Below are 17937 nucleotides of genomic sequence, written 5' to 3'. Positions count from 1 at the left end.
TAAATAATGAAGGTCAACAGGTATAATGCAAACCACTAAGGTGATTTTACTTCGGCACGGCGAATGCGATGGTGGCAATATTTTACGCGGCCAAGTTGATGTTGCGTTAACTGAGCTTGGTCAGTTGCAGATGAAAAAGGCATTTTCCGCCTTATGCTTAACCGATTTGTCAGTCGATTTTACCGTTAATAGTGTGATTAGTTCACCGCTTCAGCGCTGCGCCAACATCGCAGAGCAATTGGCTCGTGAGCATGATTTAGACTTTTCTATTGAAGCCGGTTTTAAAGAGCTGAACTTCGGCGATTGGGACGGGCAAACCTTCGACGCGCTTTATCAAACTTGTGGTTCAGCGCTTGATAACTACTGGAAAAACCCTTGGTTGCTATCGCCGCCTCATGGCGAGTCTATGCAAGATTTTGAGGCGCGTATCGATAAAGCCTGGCAGGCGATGCTCAAGCTGCATCAAGGAAAGACGGTATTAGTGGTGACTCACGGTGGCGTAATACGTCATTTAATGAGTAAAGCTCTGAACGTCAGTCAGTGTGCGGGTTTTTACACCTCGCTTAAATTGCCTTACGCGGCCACGGTAGCGATTGATGTGCTGCACAATGATAATAAGCAGTTCATGAGCCTAAATTGGCGGTAGAAGTTTAAAGAAGGACCTAGAACCTAGGACCTAGGACCTAGGACCTAGAGCCTAGAACCTTTTTATCGTAGGTCGGGCTTTAGCCCGTCAATCTTGGTTTTATTTATAAAACAAAGGTGATATCAGCCTTGCTGGTATGATGCTAAACTGCGGCGTTATCTTACTTGAGTGCTACTGTCTGCATTAAGGTTAGTGCTTAATACTCACGGGGATTGTCGCTGGGATAGTCTCGTTAGTATCAGCGCGACTAAGCTAATAATAAGTCAAACAAAATGAAAGTTAGGTGCTTAACAGCATAAAGGGAACCGGAGGCTGGCAGTTATTCGCCGCTTAGTCCGGACTGTACCCGCAACTGTAGGGAAGGTTAGCCATAGGGCTGCGCTTCCAAGTCAGATACCTGCCTAACTTATGTTGTTCATTACGTATCATTCAGTACGTGTTGATAATTAAAAAGTGTATCCATATACACATAAACTCGTGCGGGCGACTCGAGGGAGACAATAAATGAAACTCGATACTGGGTTATTAGACTCTTGCTTGGACACTTGCTTGCTAGATGCCAGTTTTTTCTATGAATGGTTGAATGGCAACAATGGCTAATTCGAAATCACAGCAGCAAATTAAAACCGTGCTAGCGGTTAAAGATTTAAGTTGGCACTTAGACGGTAAAGCGATTTTATCGGCAATTGAGTTTAGCTTAGCTGAAGGCAAAATGCTGGGCATTATTGGCCCTAATGGCGCGGGTAAATCCAGTTTACTTCGCTGCTTATATCGCTTTATTAAGCCTAGCAGCGGCAGCATTAATTTATTCGGCCAAGATATTAGCGCGCTATCGGCTAAAGCTTTTGCCCAGCAAATCGCCGTGGTACTGCAAGACACGCCCCATCATTTTGAAATGACTACAGCGCAACTAATTGCTCTTGGTTTAACGCCTCATAAAAGTGCCTTTGATTTTACTAGCCGCAGCGATCGCGTTGTGGTTGCACAGGCGCTTGGAAAAGTGGGTCTTGAAGATAAAGCCAATCAAGCTTATGAGAGCTTATCGGGCGGAGAGAAGCAGCGGGCATTGATCGCTCGCGCCATAGTGCAGCGCCCTAAACTGCTTATTCTCGATGAACCGACAAATCACTTAGATATTCGTTATCAGATCCAAACCTTGGAGCTGCTACGCAGCCTCAACATCACAGTCATCACCTCTATTCATGACCTTAACCTTGCCAGTGCGCTGTGTGATGAGCTTTTGCTGCTAGATAACGGCTGCGCTATAGCCAGTGGAACACCCAAAATGGTACTCACTGAGCAACGTATCGCCAAGGTGTTTGATGTGTGCTGTGAAATCAGGCCGCACCCTCAACATGGCAATCCACTTATCAGTTATTTCTATGGTTACGAGGGCGTGTCGGCAAGTGGTGAGAAAACCGCCGCGGATATAAAGGCGTCAGTTCAAGCTGAAGCTTTCGTTCAAATAAAAGCGAGAGGTACAGATGTTTAAGGTGAGTAAGGCCTCAATCGCGAGTCTGCCGTTAGCCATTAATTGTCGTCGCCGAACTGAGCATCTCGTTCTGCTTATACTCACTTTGGTGGCGCTAATCACCCCATTTGCTGCCACCAGTTTTGGTGCTGCCAGTATTAGTACCTTAGATGTGCTAAATGTGTTTAGCCACAAGCTGTTTAGTATCGGCGATCCTGTTGGCGTAAAAGAGCGCATTATTTGGGAGCTACGTTTACCGCGAGTCTTATTAGCATTTATTGCTGGGGCTGGACTGTCGATAGCGGGCAGTGTGCTGCAAACTGTGACGCGAAATCCGCTGGCAGATCCTTATCTATTTGGGATCTCATCGGGCGCCTCTTTTGGCGCTGTAGTGGCGTTAACCCTCTTTAGCCAAAGCATGCTTTGGCTCAGTCTGCCGGTTGGCGCATTTATCGGTGCCAGCTTATCGGTATTGCTGGTATTGAGCTTATGTGGCCGTAACCTAAGCACCCAGGTTGAGCGCATGTTGCTTTCTGGCGTGGCAACCTCGTTTATGTTTGGCGCACTCGCCAGTTTGATGTTGTACTTTTCCAGTCCACAAGCTGCTGCATCGGTACTGTTTTGGACCTTAGGCAGCTTTGCTAAAGCCAGCTGGCAAGGCTTGTGGCTGCCAGCTTTAGTCGTGCTGATTTCATTGCTGGTTATCTTGTTGAATAAGCGTCAAATTGTCGCTATGCAGGCGGGTGATGAAACGGCTCATACTTTAGGGATCAATGTGGGTCGCTTACGTTTATCTATGCTGCTTATCTGCTCACTTATCACTGCTATTTTAGTGGCTAATTGCGGTGGCATCGGCTTTATAGGCTTGATGGTACCGCATACCGTGCGTTTACTGTTTCCGGGGCGATTCCCATTGCTGTTAACAGCGTTAGTCGGTGGATTATTTATGGTTTGGGTCGATGTATTAGCGCGAACCTTATTGAGTTATCAAGAGCTGCCAGTGGGGATTATTACCTCGGTGATGGGCAGTATTTTCTTTTTGTTTATTTTAGGCGGCCGTCGTGCCAAACGTATTTAACAATTAATGTTGAGTAAGCACCTAAGTTGAGTGGTCTAGGGGACTATACATGTTTGATATAAAACCAATAAATACTGAGTTCGATGCTGAGATTCAGCAAAAAATAGATACTAAAACTAAGCCCCTTGGCGCCTTGGGAGATTTAGAAACCTTAGCGTTACAGATTGCCCACGTATTAGGTAAAGACAAGCCGCAGATTAAGCACCCTAAGATGATGGTGTTTGCTGCAGACCATGGTATTGCTGAATCGGGCGTGTCAATTGCGCCCAGTGAAGTCACCACGCAAATGGTGATTAACTTTATGCAAGGCGGCGCGGCAATTAACGTGTTTACTCGCCAGGTGGGTTTTGACTTAGAGGTAATTGATTGCGGGATCTTAAAGCCGATTGAAAACCTAGAGGGTGTGATTAACCAACGTTTAGGCTCAGGTACTGGCCCTATTCATAAGCGCGCGGCGATGACGCTCGGTGCGGTTAAGCAAGGCTTTAAGATGGCGACAGAGCGAGTCGAGTTCCACCATCAAAATGGTTGTAATTTGATAGCGCTTGGTGAGATGGGCATAGGTAATACCTCGTCTGCTGCTGCGATTATGGCGGCACTAACAGGCATGAAGGCTGAAGATTGTGTCGGCCGAGGTACAGGGATCGACGCGGCGACCTTTAAGCGTAAGAAGATGTTAGTCGAGCAAGCACTGCTTGTGCATCATAGCGAGCTTGACGAGCCTATGCAGGTACTGGCTTGTCTCGGCGGCTTTGAAATTGTGCAGATGACAGGTGCAATGCTGGCTGCAGCAGAACGTAATATGCTGATTGTTGTTGATGGTTTTATTGCTAGTGCAGCAGCACTTGTGGCGGTAAAAATTAACCCTAACGTGCGTGACTACATGATTTTTGCCCATCAGTCAGATGAGAAAGGTCACTTTTTAATGCTAGAGTTTTTGCAAGCTAAGCCTCTGTTAAAGCTCGGTATGAAGCTCGGTGAAGGCACGGGCGCTGCATTGGCGTTACCGCTTATTCAAGCGGCGACCAACTTCTATAACGAAATGGCCAGCTTTGAAGATGCAGGCATAGAGATTTAGTTTTAGAAAAGAAGGGGCTAGGTTCTAGGAAAAGAAAAAGCTAGGTACTAGGGCGTTACAGTTAGCCTCTTTTGTAGGACCTAGGACCTGAAATCGGAGATTTACATGCAAGCTTGGCAAAAACAACTGAATCTATTTTTTATCGCGATGGGCTTTTTTACGCGTATTCCGATGCCGAAATGGATTGAGGTTGACGCAGATAAGCTGAATAAAGCCAGTCGATACTTCGGCTTGATAGGTCTGCTGGTGGGCGTAATTAGTGCGCTGGTTTACAGCTTAATGCTGCACTGGGTATCGCCATCTGTTGCAATTGTGTTTGCCATGATAACCAGCGTGATAGTGACAGGGGGCTTTCATGAAGATGGTCTTGCCGATACGGCTGATGGCCTAGGTGGTGGCTGGACGGTAGAGGCCAAACTTAACATCATGAAAGACTCACGTCTGGGTAGTTATGGCGCGTTGGCTTTGGTGTTAGCATTATTGCTTAAATGGCAACTGCTGACAGAGCTTGCGCTGTTTGACCCCCGCAGTGTCAGTTTGGCATTGATAGTCGGGCATTGTCTAAGCCGCATTGTGGCCGCGAGTTTTATCTTTTCTGAGCAATATGTCAGTGACTCTGACACCAGTAAGAGCAAGCCCCTAGCCCAGCAGCAAGGCATTAATGAGTTATCGATATTGTTAGCAACTGGCGTATTGGCACTGTTGTTAGTCGGTGTTTTTCCTGCGCTCATTTTAATCGTGGGGCTTTTTCTGGTGCGATTTGGCTTTGTAAGACTATTCAGAAAGCAGATCGGCGGCTATACCGGCGACACCTTAGGCGCAGCGCAGCAAGGTAGTGAACTGGCTTGTTATCTATTGTTACTCATCTTAGGAGTTAGCTGGTGATCCATCTGGTATTAGGCGGCGCCCGTAGTGGTAAAAGTGGCTTTGCTGAGTCGCAAGTAAAACAATTTTTAGCCGAGCAGAGTAAGAAACAGCAGGCAATAGATTGCTTGTACTTTGCAACGGCGCAGGCGTTAGACACTGAAATGGATGAGCGTATTTCTCATCATCAAACTCAGCGTGAGTCAGATACCATTCCATGGCGCACTATCGAATGTCCCCTCAAGTTAAGTGCTGGCTTAAAGGATCATGCATCTGAAAATAGCATCATCTTAGTGGACTGTTTAACCTTATGGTTGACCAATCATTTATTAAAGCCTGGGGACGACTGGCTACAGGTGAAGGCGGAATTTTTGCACACTTTGACTATGCTGCCAGGCAGCGTGATTTTGGTCAGTAATGAGGTCGGTTGCGGCATCGTGCCGCTCGGCGAGATTAACCGCCGTTTTGTCGATGAAGCGGGCTGGCTGCATCAAGATATTGCTGCGATTGCAGACAGGGTGACTTTGGTGACAGCAGGCTTACCGTTTAATTTGAAAGGTTAAAAAAACAATCTCATGGCAACAATAAATAACACTGAGTTATATAAGGCTGAGCTAGATAAGACACAGTTTGATAAAAATAAAGCCAAAGTGCTGATGGTGCAGGGCACTACTTCCGATGCAGGTAAAAGCACGTTAGTAGCAGGTCTATGCCGACTGTTCGTTAGGCAAGGCGTAAAGGTTGCGCCGTTTAAGCCGCAAAACATGGCGCTTAACAGTGCGGTAACCATTGATGGCGGTGAAATAGGCCGTGCTCAGGCGCTGCAAGCAATCGCTTGTCATTTAGAGCCGAAAATCGATTTTAATCCGATTTTGTTAAAACCTAGCTCAGACACTGGCTCGCAAGTCATCGTGCATGGAAAAGCGTTAATGCAGATGGAAGCTGAGGACTACTTTGGTAAAAATGCCGAGGGTTACCGCGTTAAGGCTATGGCGGCAGTGCTTGAGTCTTATCAGCGCTTAACCGCCGGTTACGAGATGCTGCTGGTAGAGGGCGCGGGCAGCCCTGCCGAGATTAATCTGCGTGAAGGCGATATTGCCAATATGGGCTTTGCCGAAGAGGTGAACTGCCCAGTCATTATCATCGCTGATATCGATAAAGGCGGCGTATTTGCCCACTTGGTTGGCACTTTGGCGCTACTGAGTGAATCTGAGCAGGCGCGAGTGAAAGGCTTTGTGATCAACCGTTTTCGTGGTGATGTAAGCCTATTGCAAGGCGGCCTAGACTGGTTAGAAAACTACACCAACAAGCCTGTGCTTGGCGTATTACCTTACTTGCACGACCTGCACCTCGACGCCGAAGATGCATTGATTGCCGCGCCTGAAAAAAGCAGTGAAACCAAGCTTAAGGTGTTAGTTTTGGTATTGCCGCGCATTAGTAATCACACCGATTTTGATCCCTTAAGGCTTAATCCGCAGATCGACTTTAATTACGTGTCGATGCAGACACAGGCTGAAGCGAGCAGACTGAACAGCTTGCAATCACTCCCTGCTGCGGATTTGATTATTATTCCGGGCAGTAAAAACGTGCGCGCCGATCTCGAGTTTATTCGAGATCAAGGCTGGGACAGTGCGATAGATAAGCACTTGCGCTATGGCGGCAAGGTATTGGGTATTTGCGGTGGTTATCAAATGTTAGGTCAATTGATCGACGACCCAAGTGGCATTGAAGATAGCCCCGGGTCCAGTGAAGGCTTAGGTCTACTGCCAATAGTGACTGAATTAACCAATAACAAAGTATTGCAGCAGGTTGAAGGTTATTTGAGCTTGTTAGGCGAAACTGCACCGCTAGAGGGTTATGAGATCCACTGCGGCCGCTCTAGAACGCTTTTGCCATTAACTCAACCAATAAGTTTAACGGTTAAAGCATCTAGCGAGCAGCAAGCAACAGCAGCGACCGAAGCTGATGGCATGTTATCGAGCGATGGCAATATTTTAGGCAGCTACGTACACGGCCTATTTGATTCTCCGCAGGCATGCCAGCTGATTTTAAAATGGGCGGGGATGCAAGACGCCGAAGTGGTCGATGTTAATCAGGTGCGTGAGCAACAACTCGATAGATTGGCTGATATGCTCGAGCAGCATTTAGATCTTGATCGCCTCGTTCAGATCTGGGATCCCAACTGATGTTAGCCCTAATGTTAGCCCTAATGTTAGGGCTAACATCAGAACTAACGCTTATATCAGTGCTGGGTATTTTTGCTAAGAAGCGCTAAATGTATTTATAGGCTGTTAAAGCACGAAAATCACTGAGTGCTATAAAAGTCGTCTTTTTGACTGAAACTTAAACGTTAATTGCGTGCAAACTAAACATACAAGATATGATGTACAGTCACTATAATTTAACTTGCTAAAAGCCTCGCCAATGCTGGGTTTGCTTAGGTTTCTTGGTAACTCATGAGTATGGGGTGATTGGTTGCAAAAACTGACGATTTCACAGTGGTGCTTAATTGAAGTATGTAAAATAATCCAGCAAAAATAGATCGGTATTTAAGGGATAAAATAGGAACATAATATGGAAGATAATAAGTCAGCGGATACGATAAAAGCAGAGCGTCATAAAGCGCGTCAGCAGCGAATTAAAGAGGGCGTAGATGCTAAGATCGCTCGCGCCCAAGAAGAGAAAGGCATCTTGTTGGTATTAACCGGTAATGGCAAAGGTAAATCGACTTCTGGTTTTGGCACCGTAGCCCGCTCAGTCGGTCATGGTAAAAAAGCGGCGGTCGTGCAGTTTATTAAAGGTAACTGGGATTGTGGCGAGCGAACTTTACTTGAAGGCGCTGGCGTAGAGTTTCACGTGATGGGCACAGACTTTACCTGGGAGACCCAAGATCGAGAAAAAGACACCGCAGCCGCTGTTAAAGCTTGGGAAGCCACCGAGAAGTTACTGCAAGATGAAAGCATTGATTTAGTCATGCTAGATGAACTGACCTACATGGTGAGCTATCACTACCTAGAGGTAGAACGAGTTATTGAAGCGCTAAAGAATCGCCCGCCAATGCAGCATGTCATCGTCACGGGCAGAGCCTGTCACCGGGCGATAATCGAGCTGGCCGATACGGTGAGCGAGGTGCAAGTTGTAAAACACGCGTTCGAGGCAGGGATTAAAGCCCAGCCAGGCTTCGATTACTGATCTTTCTTCGCTTTCTTTTTTGTGGCGTTATTGTCTGCGCTTTCTCACCCAATCACATGAGCCTTCAGCGGTTTTTGGGTGAAAAGTGCGTATGCTCATGGGCTGAGAAAGTTTGACGGATTAGCCATTAGTTAGAGCTGATATTAGAAGCGATAGTTTGTCATCACACCAAAGAAATGGATCGCTGCAGAGTAGTCTCCTCTAAGTGTTGAATTCGCTAATTGAAATTCAATACTGGGTGTACCGGCATCAATAAATTCATAGTACACATTTATGCGCCATTGTTGGTTCATCTCATAAGTTGCACCAATGGCATACTTCCAAAGCTCACCGGTTGGCACATCTGGATACTGCATTGTGGGATCATCTTGTGGTGTTGACTCGTAAGATACGCCGCCTTCTAGTCGCCATTTATCATTGAGTCGATAATAGCCACCTATACTCGCAGTTACTGTGTCATCCCACTGTCTTTGGATCTCGATAACCCGAGAGTCCAGTGCAATATTGGTGGTCTCGACAGTGCTAAATTGTGTCCAACCTAAGCTCCATAGCAAAGCCGCGTTGTCGGTGAGACTGTGATAACCACTCAAGGATGCATTGGCTGGCATAATAATGCCAACGGACGAGTCTAGTCCTTGATGAGCGATGGTTAAATTGCCATCCATATCGTGTTCAATTTCAGAGCGATATGAAAAACCGAGTCGGTTATTATCGTTAAACTCATAGAAGGCACTGAGTGTATAACCAAAGTCCACATCACTGCCGGTCGCTTCGGTTTGAAACTTATCTGTTCCTGCAAAACTTTGTTCTAGTTTGCCGTATTCAGCGACAAGCCCAACTCCGAGTGATAATTGCTCATTAATCTTGTAAGCGACACTTGGGTTTAGCTGTGTGGTAATGAGTTTGGCATTTTGTAATAACAGTGCGCCTGAAAAGTCAGCGCCATAATCAATCACTGATCCGCCAGTTGATACTAACGCAATACCTGCGCTCCACTGGTCATTAATAGGGGCTACATAATACATGGCTCCTGCAGGCATGGCTGTTCCAGCTTGAGTCGTTGGCTCTCCGCCAGAAAATATGCCATCGGATCCGGTGTCGGTGTACTGAATATCAGACGCCATACCTTGTACATTAAATGCCAAGGTGGACCCTGTAAGTTTTGTCATTGCTGCTGAGTTTGCAAAAGCGGTTTCGGCGCCTTCAGCCAGAGCTTGGGCACCAGCGCCCGCAGTACTCACATTAACTCCACCCAGCTCAGGGAACATGTAAGCGCCCGCCATTGCATTGTGGGCAATCAGCAGTGAAACAACTAACGGAACTGTGATTTTGGTATTCATGGATAACCTTAATAAATTGTCAGCAAAATTTGAGGTAAAAGTGACTCGCCTCCGGTTAGAGGCGAGCCAGCAAATTTACATCGCGTTTAAGTAAGACTTGTAAGAGTGAAGACGGACCGTTGCGGCGCCAATGACATCAATGAAGCTGAAGAATGGATGTGGTTTATTTGCTGCAATCCAGGCTGAACCCGTTGCACCAATAGGGATAACCTTGCCTTCTGGCTCAAAAATTTCGAGGATCACAGTACGGCCATGACTACTGGTATTCGCGCCAACATGTTGTCTAACACTTTGCGGACCTTGGATTGGTGAAATAGAAGACTCGCCTGTGCCTGTGGTAAAGCTGTGGACGCGAGCGCGAAATACTTCACCTGGGTAGGCATCGACATAAAATTCAGCAAATTGGCCTTTTTCTACATAGCGAAAAGTCTGATCGGGTATGCGCATTTCAAGAAACTTTTTTCCTGTGTCGTAAATATGCATATTACCGACACGGCTACCGTCAGCGACATTCACTACCGCAACTTGGCCATCAAATTGCGCTCGAACAGTTTTGCGGTTCTGCTCAAAGTGGGTAGCCTCTAAGTCGGCATTAAGTGAGTTGAGAGTCGCCTCGGCAATGCGCAGTTGCGAATGGTAATACTCAACATCTCGTTTTTTGAAAATCTCTGGCGATGTTTTTGTGCGCTCTAAATCCCTAAGAAACTGAGCAATAGCTTCTTCTTGAGTAACTATTGAGGATTTTATTTTCTCAACCTCAGCGTTAGATTTAGTGTCGACAAGGGAGTAGATGACATCGCCTTGTTTGACGATTTGGTTATGCACAACATGAACATCATCGATTTCTTCTCCGAACAAAGGCGATAGCACTGAATGTGGCGCTTTTATAGTTGAGGAATACGTTAAATCAACGGGTGCCCAAAGGCGGGAAAGTACCCCCAATATAACCAGAATAAATACGCCGCCCGACACAATCCAAAAGCCGTTGCGTAAGCTCCACTTGACGACACCTGTCGAAACGAGGATCCACATGATTAAAATGTAAGGGATCATGACTTCTTTCATAGTGTTACTCCTCTACCTTGTGCAGTTCATTGGCGTTGGCTTTTAACTCATTGCTTTTATTACGGCTATTTCTTATTACGCTGCTTAACGCTTCTCCAATTTGGGACCAGTTAGCAAAAGCGATGATGATGGCTAATACCCACCAAGCTTTATGAATAAATAGGCCACACAATGACAGTGCAAACACCAACTGAACGTGGGAACTGTGCTTTTTTTCTGCACGGTGAACCGCGACTTCATGCAGTGACCACAGTAGGTATAAGATAAAGACCACAAGGGCTATGGTTACCGAGAATAGGTAGCCACTGAAATACTCAGAGTTAAAGATCACCATCATGGTGTCGTTTGGAGTATTAGTAAAAAGGCTCATATCGATATCTTTAGAGTTGATGACTCCCATCGGCGCGAGTAAATAAGCACCGCAGAGCATCAATGCCATAAAAGACAAGAATTTGATAAGTACCAATAAGATGGTAGCGATTTTGGATAAAATGGTTTTAATAAGGTTCATAATATTCCTTAGCAAAATGCAATATGCATTAATTAACGCGAGTCGATGAAAACAGAGCTGCTAACCATCGTTCGAGCATTGCTATGTCTTGGGCTTGTCCATTGATGCGTACTAAACCGAGTGTCTTTGCATCAGTCCAACTCAGCTGTTTAATGGCTAACGCCTCAAGCACGTCTAGTTCTGCAATCAATAAAAGTTCTGTAGACGAAGGTCGTGTTTCTCGGTCTTGTACTTTGGCTTGTTCAGTAAGCAATACGTCGCTGTAATGGCCTTTTACGGGTTGAAATAGACTAAAAGGTATTTGCTGAGCGCTGTTTGTTAGTGCATTGATGAAATGCTCAGCCTTGACGTTTTCAGGACTGGTTAAGTGACTGAGCGTGCCGTTTTGTCTTTCGTAAACGGTGCGTTCAAATACTGGCAGCGATCCGGGCTCTGTAACTAGGAATAACCCCGTATTTTGATGTACTCCACATGCATTGGCGAAAAACGGCATCAAGCATATAAGCATTAGTAATAGACGAGACATAGTGACCACCTAAAACGGAGGGGCTGAGTCGCCCCTCGGGTTAACGTATTATCGAACGATTAGTTTTAACTCATCGGGCGTCATCGGTTTGTCGAAGTAGCTCATAAACAACCCAAAGGCTTGTATGTCACCGTTAGCAAAGTTGAATTTGCCGGAGGTTAAGTTTTTACCAATAACCTGCTGTGACTTAGGGCCTGCAATCAGGATTTGGTTTAACACTTCACGAGTGGTTTCAATCTGCACATCTGCACCGGTATAAGGCGTTGTATGTAGTTGGGCTATGCCGTTACGGATCTCGATAGTCATTGACTCATTGGTGTCGGCAAAGTTGTAGGTCATTGCCATTTCAACATCGAGAGTTTTCTCTGCTATCAATGTTGCGGTCATCATGTCGAAAATCTGCGCGCTAGGCAGCGCGGTTAATACATCGACCGAAGCGAAGCTGATCATGTTAGAAAAGTCACGTGTGCCCTCTAACTCTGCCGCGGCATTAAGTGCCCAGTTACGCCAGTTGATGTTTACTTGATTTGCAGCCCATGTTTTATAGGCTTTAGCTTTCAATTCGCGTACTTCAGTATCTTGCTTATTGATGGTGATGGGATACGACAAGATTTCTGCTGCAAAGGTGTAGTTTTCGGCATCGATTGCAGCTTTTGCGGTTGTGATGATGTTGTCTCGGCCACCCATGATCTCAACAAATGCCTTGGCGCGTTGCTGGTATGCCATAGGCTCTAGCTGCCACGGGTCAGCTTCAAAGAAACCCACATAGCCAACGTAAATCTGGCGTACTGCGTGAGCAACGGTGCCATAGTGCTCGCCTAACCAAGGGTGCTCAGCTAAATGCTTAGGCAGCTTTACAACTTCAACTAACTCATCCGGTGTCATGCCTTTATTCATGTAACGAATAGATTGGTCATGGGTAAACTGAATGGCGTCACGGTATGCGGTTAATACGTTTTCGACCGCAGCCTTACCTTCTACTGGTCGGCCGTGAGAGTTGATCATCACTTCGGTATCAAACTGACGCATAACATCTATGCCTTTGAACCACATTGCAGGGTCGCGGAACTTAGTACCACGAATAGTGTGTAAGTTTGGAAAGTTCTCACCTTGTAATACTTCAGCAGCGTGAAGAATTTTTTGCTTAGGTAGGTAAACAACCACCTCATCTTTTGTCTCTGAAGGCACATTGACGATTTGTAGTTCCACGCCTGCAATGGTGATGTCTAACCGATCTTTAAGGGTGATGTTTGGCTCAATGAATGAGATATCACCTTGCATGAAACGAGGTCCTAAACCATCGTTCACTGTGCCATGCTCACCTTCTTCCACGTGCTTTGCGCCGGTGTAAGACGTGCGGTGACCAAACAGCGTACCTAGGTTAGATGACCAGTTAGCCACGGCAGCTGTCAGTCCTTCTTGGGCAATGATCTTTACCTCACCAGATGCCACTTCTTCATCGGTGACCCATGCACGAACGCCAGAAATATGGTCAATGTGATTATGAGAGTAGATAATGGCTTTGACAGGTTTGTCGGTGATTTTTCTAAACTGCGCTTTAACAGATGCTGCCATTTGTACTGACTCACCGGGATCGACGATGATAATACCATCATCACCCTCAATCATAACTGGCGTATCAAGGCCAAAACCGTAACCTAGGTATACGTTATCATCTACTTGGATAATAGCTTGGTCCATCTTACGGCCATGCTTTGTCAGTGCGTCATGAACAAGTGGAGAGTCTTGCACGTAAGCCAGTGTGTCGCCTGTTTTTGAAAGCACTTTGATGCGCTCGCCTTTACCCCAGAATAGGTTTGATTCATGTTCAAACAACACGCCATTGTTATAGCGCTTTTCGAAATCAATGTTCTGATAATGTGCCGCTGAGCTTGTTTGCAGTGATTGGCCTTTAGTTGATGCTGCTTCAATCGTTGGTGTTGCAAATGATGCCGATGCAGGAACTAAAGCTGCACTTATCGCGACAGAAAGTAAAAGTTTTTTCAGTGAAGAAGTCATGTAATACCTCGGTGTTTTGAATTGATGTGAATCTCTTTTACTTAATGTTAATTGGGTAGTAGTCTTCGATATATAGGCTATTACGATTTCGTAATATCGATATTACGATGTATTGGGCAACACCTTATTAAACTCGAGATCTTGGACTGCATATGAAAAACGATATTCCTAACTTCAATTTGCTAGCGGTATTTTCTCAGGTCATGGAAGATGGCAGTTTGAGTAAAGCGGCAGAAAACCTAAACACCAACCAATCGACGGTGAGCACCATGTTAGGCAGGCTGAAGGAAGAGATTGGCCAAGATCTTTTTATCAGGAAAGGGCGTGGAGTGGTGCCGACGAGCTACTCAATCAGCTTATATCAACAAATTCAACAGCCAATAAATCAACTTAGTGGTGTTTTCACTTCTTTTAGAAAATTCGATCCATCCAGTTCTCACCGCCGATTTGTCATCACTGCCCCAGAACATTTACAAGGGGTATTGTTAAAGCAGTTCTCGTTAATTGAAAATAAAGACATATCGCTAGAAGTCTTTGATCAAATGGATAATGACGAAGGGTTTTACGAAGTGTTGTTACAGCAAAAATTCGACTTGATGATTGATATTTTGCCGTTTGATCACCCCAATATTGAGAGCTTAAAACTGTTTGATAGTGAGTTCGTGGTGATATGCAGTGAGGACCACCCTAGAATTCAAGGGAGTATTACTGTGGAGCAGTACATGCAAGAGTCCCATGCTATTTTGGAAAGAACCCGTAACCACCTGTACAGCTTGAGTCATTATACAAATCTTGATTTGTCTAAGCGCAAGGTCGCTTATCATGGGCGGTCACTATTCAGTAATTTATTAGTTGTTAGTCAGTCTGAATACATCAGCGCTGTTCCGCTTTCTTTAGCGCTGCAGTTTAAAGAACAGTTAAAGCTGCAGGTATTTCGCCCACCTTTCGAATATAAAAAAGTCACTAACTATCTTATATGGTTGAAAAAACTCAATCAGGATCCTGCCCACACTTGGTTGCGTGAAGAGCTGGTGACGCTATCCAATAAGATTACAAATTATCTCCATGAGAACTTCTCTAGTTAAGTTGTTGATTGTGTGTTTTTTTTATTTGGCGGAGTGAAGGCTCTTTTAAGTAAATAGGTTCACTTTGCTAATCTAGTTGTGGGAGCATGCTCGGTACTTTACCATTCCGTCAACAGTTGTGAGTCTATGAGTTATAGACTCCGGCGTTTGATGGATACATATTTTATGACTTAGCTATAAGTTTAAATGCTGTGAAATACGGCTGTAAGCGGTACTTAATCTAAAAAGGATTTCATGAACATCTTATGTAAATTGTTATTGGCGACTAGCCTATTTATCTCGGCCTCAGTGCTTGCGGGTGAACCTGCTAAACGTATTGTCGCACTGTCGCCGCACTCGGTTGAGATGCTGTATGCCATTGGGGCGGGGGAGTCAATTGTGGCGACTACAGACCATGCCGATTTTCCAGAGGCCGCGCTGCAAATCCCGCGCATTGGTGGCTATTATGGTGTTCAAATTGAGCGGCTGTTGGAGCTAGAGCCTGACTTGGTGGTGGTATGGGGCAGTGGCAATAAAGCTGAAGATATAACGCGTATCAAAGAGCTGGGTTTTCGGGTGTTTGATAGTAACCCGAGTACACTCGAAGCGGTGGCCGACGAGCTTGTCTCTCTTGGTGAGCTAACGGGGCATCAAGCAAAAGCTGCAATAGTTGCCAATGACTATCGTCAGCAGTTAACCCAGCTGCGCAGTAATAACTCTGCCAAGCCTGAAGTGAAAGTGTTTTATCAACTCTGGTCGATACCATTAATGACAGTGGCTAAGAATAGCTGGATCCAACAGATCATCGGTGTATGCCACGGTGATAACGTATTTGTTGATGCCGCCAACGACTACCCACAAGTTAGTCTAGAAACCGTAGTGCTAAAACAGCCTGAAGTGATCTTACAAAGCCAAGATGAAGGCAACATTATCGGTGTCGATTGGAGTCAATGGGCCGAGATCCCCGCGGTTAAAAATCAACATATTTACCAGCTCAATGCAGACTTACTGCACCGCGCCGCACCAAGAGCGCTACTTGGTGTAGAAGCCCTATGCAATGCGTTAGATAAGGCGCGATAAAAGTCAGTGATTCAAAACTCGCAAGCCAGCCGAATCAGGCTTGCGTAGGCTATTAAGTCATCCGCTAACGGCATTCAAGCTTATATTGATATGAAAAATATAAGCTTGGTGAGCATAGCTAATGTCATGTTTTTGGGTTGTTTGTGATATGGGTCACATTTGTTTTTTGTGTCGAACTTTACCATATCAGCTTATCTGGGTGTATATCGCTAATAGTGGATGTATATCCCGAGTTAAAAACCTATAAAATCTCACTAAGTGCTAGATTACACCAATAAATAATCACCTTACCGCTAGTCATATTTTTATTGATGACCGATACTTGAGGTTGTATCGCCAATTCACATTTTTGTAATTGGTTATTGAGTAAGCTATCCCAACAGAAGATAAACTCTTAACTCAACCCTTAATGCTCAATATTCAACTGCAAATTAATTACTTGATTATTAAAGGAAATAATATGGAAAACCCAGTAAATACCATGCTCACTAAAGGCTGGAAATGGTTTATCATGGTTGGCGTCGTTGTTACCCTTGCCGGCTTTTTTGCCATAAGCCTACCAGTAGCAGCAGGAATGACGATTACCACCATTATTGGCGTAATCTTTTTAGTTATTGGTTTAGTGCAGCTATACCACACCTTAAGTATTCCAAAATGGAAAGCCAAGTTTTGGTATGTCGTTAGTGCTCTTTTTTATCTTATTGGTGGCATACTCATCCTGGCTGAACCCTTTGTAGGTCTGTTTACTATTACGGTCATGATGATTGTTATCATGCTGTTTAACGGGGTGACTAGGATGTTTTTTGGCTTCAATAGTCGTGGCAACTTAGAGGGATGGCGTTGGATTGTTTTCAGTGGATTGTTATCCACGGCTATTGCCGTTTACTTTTTTACTCTAATGAATAACCCTGAATTTTCACTATCTCTATTAGGGATCTTTATGGGGGTTTCATTCATCTTTGAAGGGATTAGTTTTATCTTCATCGGTATGCAGATGAAAAATGTGGTCGCTAAATAATCCTCTAAATCAACATAGTGTTGGCACTGCTAGATATCTGCTAGCTGTGCCTGCATTATGCCTATAGTAAAAGAGACACAAGCTAAGCTTGTAGTACTTCTTTCTTTGGCTTGTGCCATCTTAAATGTAACTCACTCTTCGGTAAAAATGACGGCATAAATGCCGACCTACAAAAGCATCTTCGCTGTCCCGTAGCTGTTGCTTTTCCCGCTTTTCTAGAACCTTCTTTTATTATGCGGTAGTGTTATACCAATCGTACTAACGATATGATTAGTATTAACTAATAAAAACATGACAGATAAATAAAACAATAAGAAAGGACTTCAATTATGACGACGCTACTCATCTGCCTATTTATCGCTATGTTGCTACCTTATGCAGCAAAAGGCCCAGCTGCGGTGGCAATGGCTAAGCTCGGTGGTTACGACAATAATCACCCTCGTGAGCAACAGTCTAAATTGACAGGCTTTGGCGCAAGAGCGGTTGCAGGGCACCAAAATGCCTTTGAGTCATTACTGATTTTTGGTTTGTCAGTATTAGCCGTTATAGCGACAGATAAAGTTAACGCAATTGCTGAAACTGCGGCGATAGTGCATGTGCTGGCTCGCATTGCTTATCAGTATTTGTACTTGGTGGATAAAGGTACGCTGCGTTCACTGTCTTGGTTTGTGGCAATCTTGGCCTCATTTACCGTGTTTTGGCAGGCGGTTTAAAAGAAGATACTAGGTCCTAGGAAAAGCAGGTCATAGGAAGAGCTAAGACGGTAAGAGGCCGAACGGCCTGCGGCCTAGGGAACGAGACTTCGTCACTACGGAACGCTGCGCTTACGGAAAGGCAAAGAAAGGTACTAGGTCCTTATTTTGAAGCTAAGACGGTACAGAAAGAATTGGAAGGTTGTAGCTTGTTCGTCGAGGGTGTAACAGATTCTGTGTAACTGCAGTTTTAGTTAATATGTTTCACAAGTCTGTCTTCAAACTCAATAATA

General features: G+C 45.0%; 17 protein-coding genes and 1 riboswitch. Of the genes, 12 read left to right on the top strand and 5 right to left on the bottom strand.

What is annotated here, in order from left to right:
- The first annotated feature begins 25 nt into the window (after window positions 1-25).
- From ACVBIO_RS11075 to cobO, 8 genes are all read left to right on the top strand, one after another.
- Window positions 26-646 carry a histidine phosphatase family protein gene (locus tag ACVBIO_RS11075; RefSeq protein WP_447172603.1) on the top strand — a complete coding sequence of 207 codons (621 nt, stop codon included), beginning with the start codon at window positions 26-28 and terminating at the stop codon, window positions 644-646.
- Between the two features lie 264 nt (window positions 647-910).
- A riboswitch (cobalamin riboswitch) is annotated at window positions 911-1065 on the top strand.
- Between the two features lie 164 nt (window positions 1066-1229).
- Window positions 1230-2138, top strand: coding sequence for an ABC transporter ATP-binding protein (locus ACVBIO_RS11070; protein WP_447172602.1), 909 nt, complete (start codon window positions 1230-1232; stop codon window positions 2136-2138).
- Window positions 2131-3195, top strand: coding sequence for a FecCD family ABC transporter permease (locus tag ACVBIO_RS11065; protein WP_447172601.1), 1065 nt, complete (start codon window positions 2131-2133; stop codon window positions 3193-3195). Before ACVBIO_RS11070 ends, ACVBIO_RS11065 begins: the two co-directional genes overlap by 8 nt.
- 49 nt (window positions 3196-3244) lie before the next feature.
- The gene (gene cobT, locus ACVBIO_RS11060) at window positions 3245-4273 is read left to right on the top strand and encodes a nicotinate-nucleotide--dimethylbenzimidazole phosphoribosyltransferase (RefSeq protein WP_447172600.1); all 1029 of its coding nucleotides are present in this window, start codon (window positions 3245-3247) and stop codon (window positions 4271-4273) included.
- 105 nt (window positions 4274-4378) lie between these two features.
- On the top strand, window positions 4379-5158 hold the full coding sequence (locus ACVBIO_RS11055; protein ID WP_447172599.1) for an adenosylcobinamide-GDP ribazoletransferase: 780 nt from the start codon (window positions 4379-4381) through the stop codon (window positions 5156-5158).
- Window positions 5155-5700 carry a bifunctional adenosylcobinamide kinase/adenosylcobinamide-phosphate guanylyltransferase gene (gene cobU, locus ACVBIO_RS11050; protein WP_447172598.1) on the top strand — a complete coding sequence of 182 codons (546 nt, stop codon included), beginning with the start codon at window positions 5155-5157 and terminating at the stop codon, window positions 5698-5700. The genes ACVBIO_RS11055 and cobU overlap by 4 nt, the downstream gene beginning before the upstream one ends.
- Window positions 5701-5712: 12 nt before the next feature.
- Complete coding sequence (locus tag ACVBIO_RS11045) at window positions 5713-7323, top strand: cobyric acid synthase (RefSeq protein WP_447172597.1); 1611 nt, start codon at window positions 5713-5715, stop codon at window positions 7321-7323.
- Between the two features lie 388 nt (window positions 7324-7711).
- Complete coding sequence (cobO, locus tag ACVBIO_RS11040; protein ID WP_447172596.1) at window positions 7712-8329, top strand: cob(I)yrinic acid a,c-diamide adenosyltransferase; 618 nt, start codon at window positions 7712-7714, stop codon at window positions 8327-8329.
- A 143-nt stretch (window positions 8330-8472) separates the two neighbouring features.
- Here the strand turns inward: cobO and ACVBIO_RS11035 are convergent, their stop codons facing one another.
- The 5 genes from ACVBIO_RS11035 to ACVBIO_RS11015 form a co-directional block, all read right to left on the bottom strand.
- Window positions 8473-9669 (bottom strand): OmpP1/FadL family transporter, encoded by a 1197-nt coding sequence (locus ACVBIO_RS11035; protein ID WP_447172595.1) that lies wholly within the window; start codon window positions 9667-9669, stop codon window positions 8473-8475.
- Window positions 9670-9744: 75 nt separating this feature from the next.
- Window positions 9745-10734, bottom strand: coding sequence for an efflux RND transporter periplasmic adaptor subunit (locus tag ACVBIO_RS11030; protein WP_447172594.1), 990 nt, complete (start codon window positions 10732-10734; stop codon window positions 9745-9747).
- 4 nt (window positions 10735-10738) lie between these two features.
- Window positions 10739-11245, bottom strand: a complete 507-nt coding sequence (locus ACVBIO_RS11025; protein ID WP_447172593.1) for a magnesium transporter — start codon at window positions 11243-11245, stop codon at window positions 10739-10741.
- Between the two features lie 28 nt (window positions 11246-11273).
- A complete protein-coding gene (locus ACVBIO_RS11020) occupies window positions 11274-11771 on the bottom strand; it encodes a hypothetical protein (protein ID WP_447172592.1) in 498 nt (165 codons plus the stop codon).
- A gap of 48 nt (window positions 11772-11819) precedes the next feature.
- On the bottom strand, window positions 11820-13790 hold the full coding sequence (locus ACVBIO_RS11015) for an alkyl sulfatase dimerization domain-containing protein (protein ID WP_447172591.1): 1971 nt from the start codon (window positions 13788-13790) through the stop codon (window positions 11820-11822).
- A gap of 152 nt (window positions 13791-13942) precedes the next feature.
- On the opposite strand from ACVBIO_RS11015, the gene ACVBIO_RS11010 reads away from it, so the two are divergent.
- The 4 genes from ACVBIO_RS11010 to ACVBIO_RS10995 all read left to right on the top strand — a co-directional run bounded on the left by ACVBIO_RS11010 (window position 13943) and on the right by ACVBIO_RS10995 (window position 17665).
- Window positions 13943-14875, top strand: coding sequence for a LysR family transcriptional regulator (locus tag ACVBIO_RS11010; protein WP_447172590.1), 933 nt, complete (start codon window positions 13943-13945; stop codon window positions 14873-14875).
- A gap of 234 nt (window positions 14876-15109) precedes the next feature.
- Complete coding sequence (locus ACVBIO_RS11005; RefSeq protein WP_447172589.1) at window positions 15110-15934, top strand: cobalamin-binding protein; 825 nt, start codon at window positions 15110-15112, stop codon at window positions 15932-15934.
- Between the two features lie 460 nt (window positions 15935-16394).
- Window positions 16395-16952 carry an HdeD family acid-resistance protein gene (locus ACVBIO_RS11000; RefSeq protein WP_447166580.1) on the top strand — a complete coding sequence of 186 codons (558 nt, stop codon included), beginning with the start codon at window positions 16395-16397 and terminating at the stop codon, window positions 16950-16952.
- A 329-nt stretch (window positions 16953-17281) separates the two neighbouring features.
- Window positions 17282-17665: an MAPEG family protein gene (locus tag ACVBIO_RS10995; protein ID WP_447172588.1), complete on the top strand. Its 384-nt coding sequence runs from the start codon at window positions 17282-17284 to the stop codon at window positions 17663-17665.
- Window positions 17666-17937 lie beyond the last annotated feature (272 nt).

Source organism: Shewanella sp. 0m-8 (genome assembly GCF_052977265.1).
Note: the sequence above shows the minus strand (reverse complement) of the source record. Positions and strands in the feature narration are given on the sequence as shown.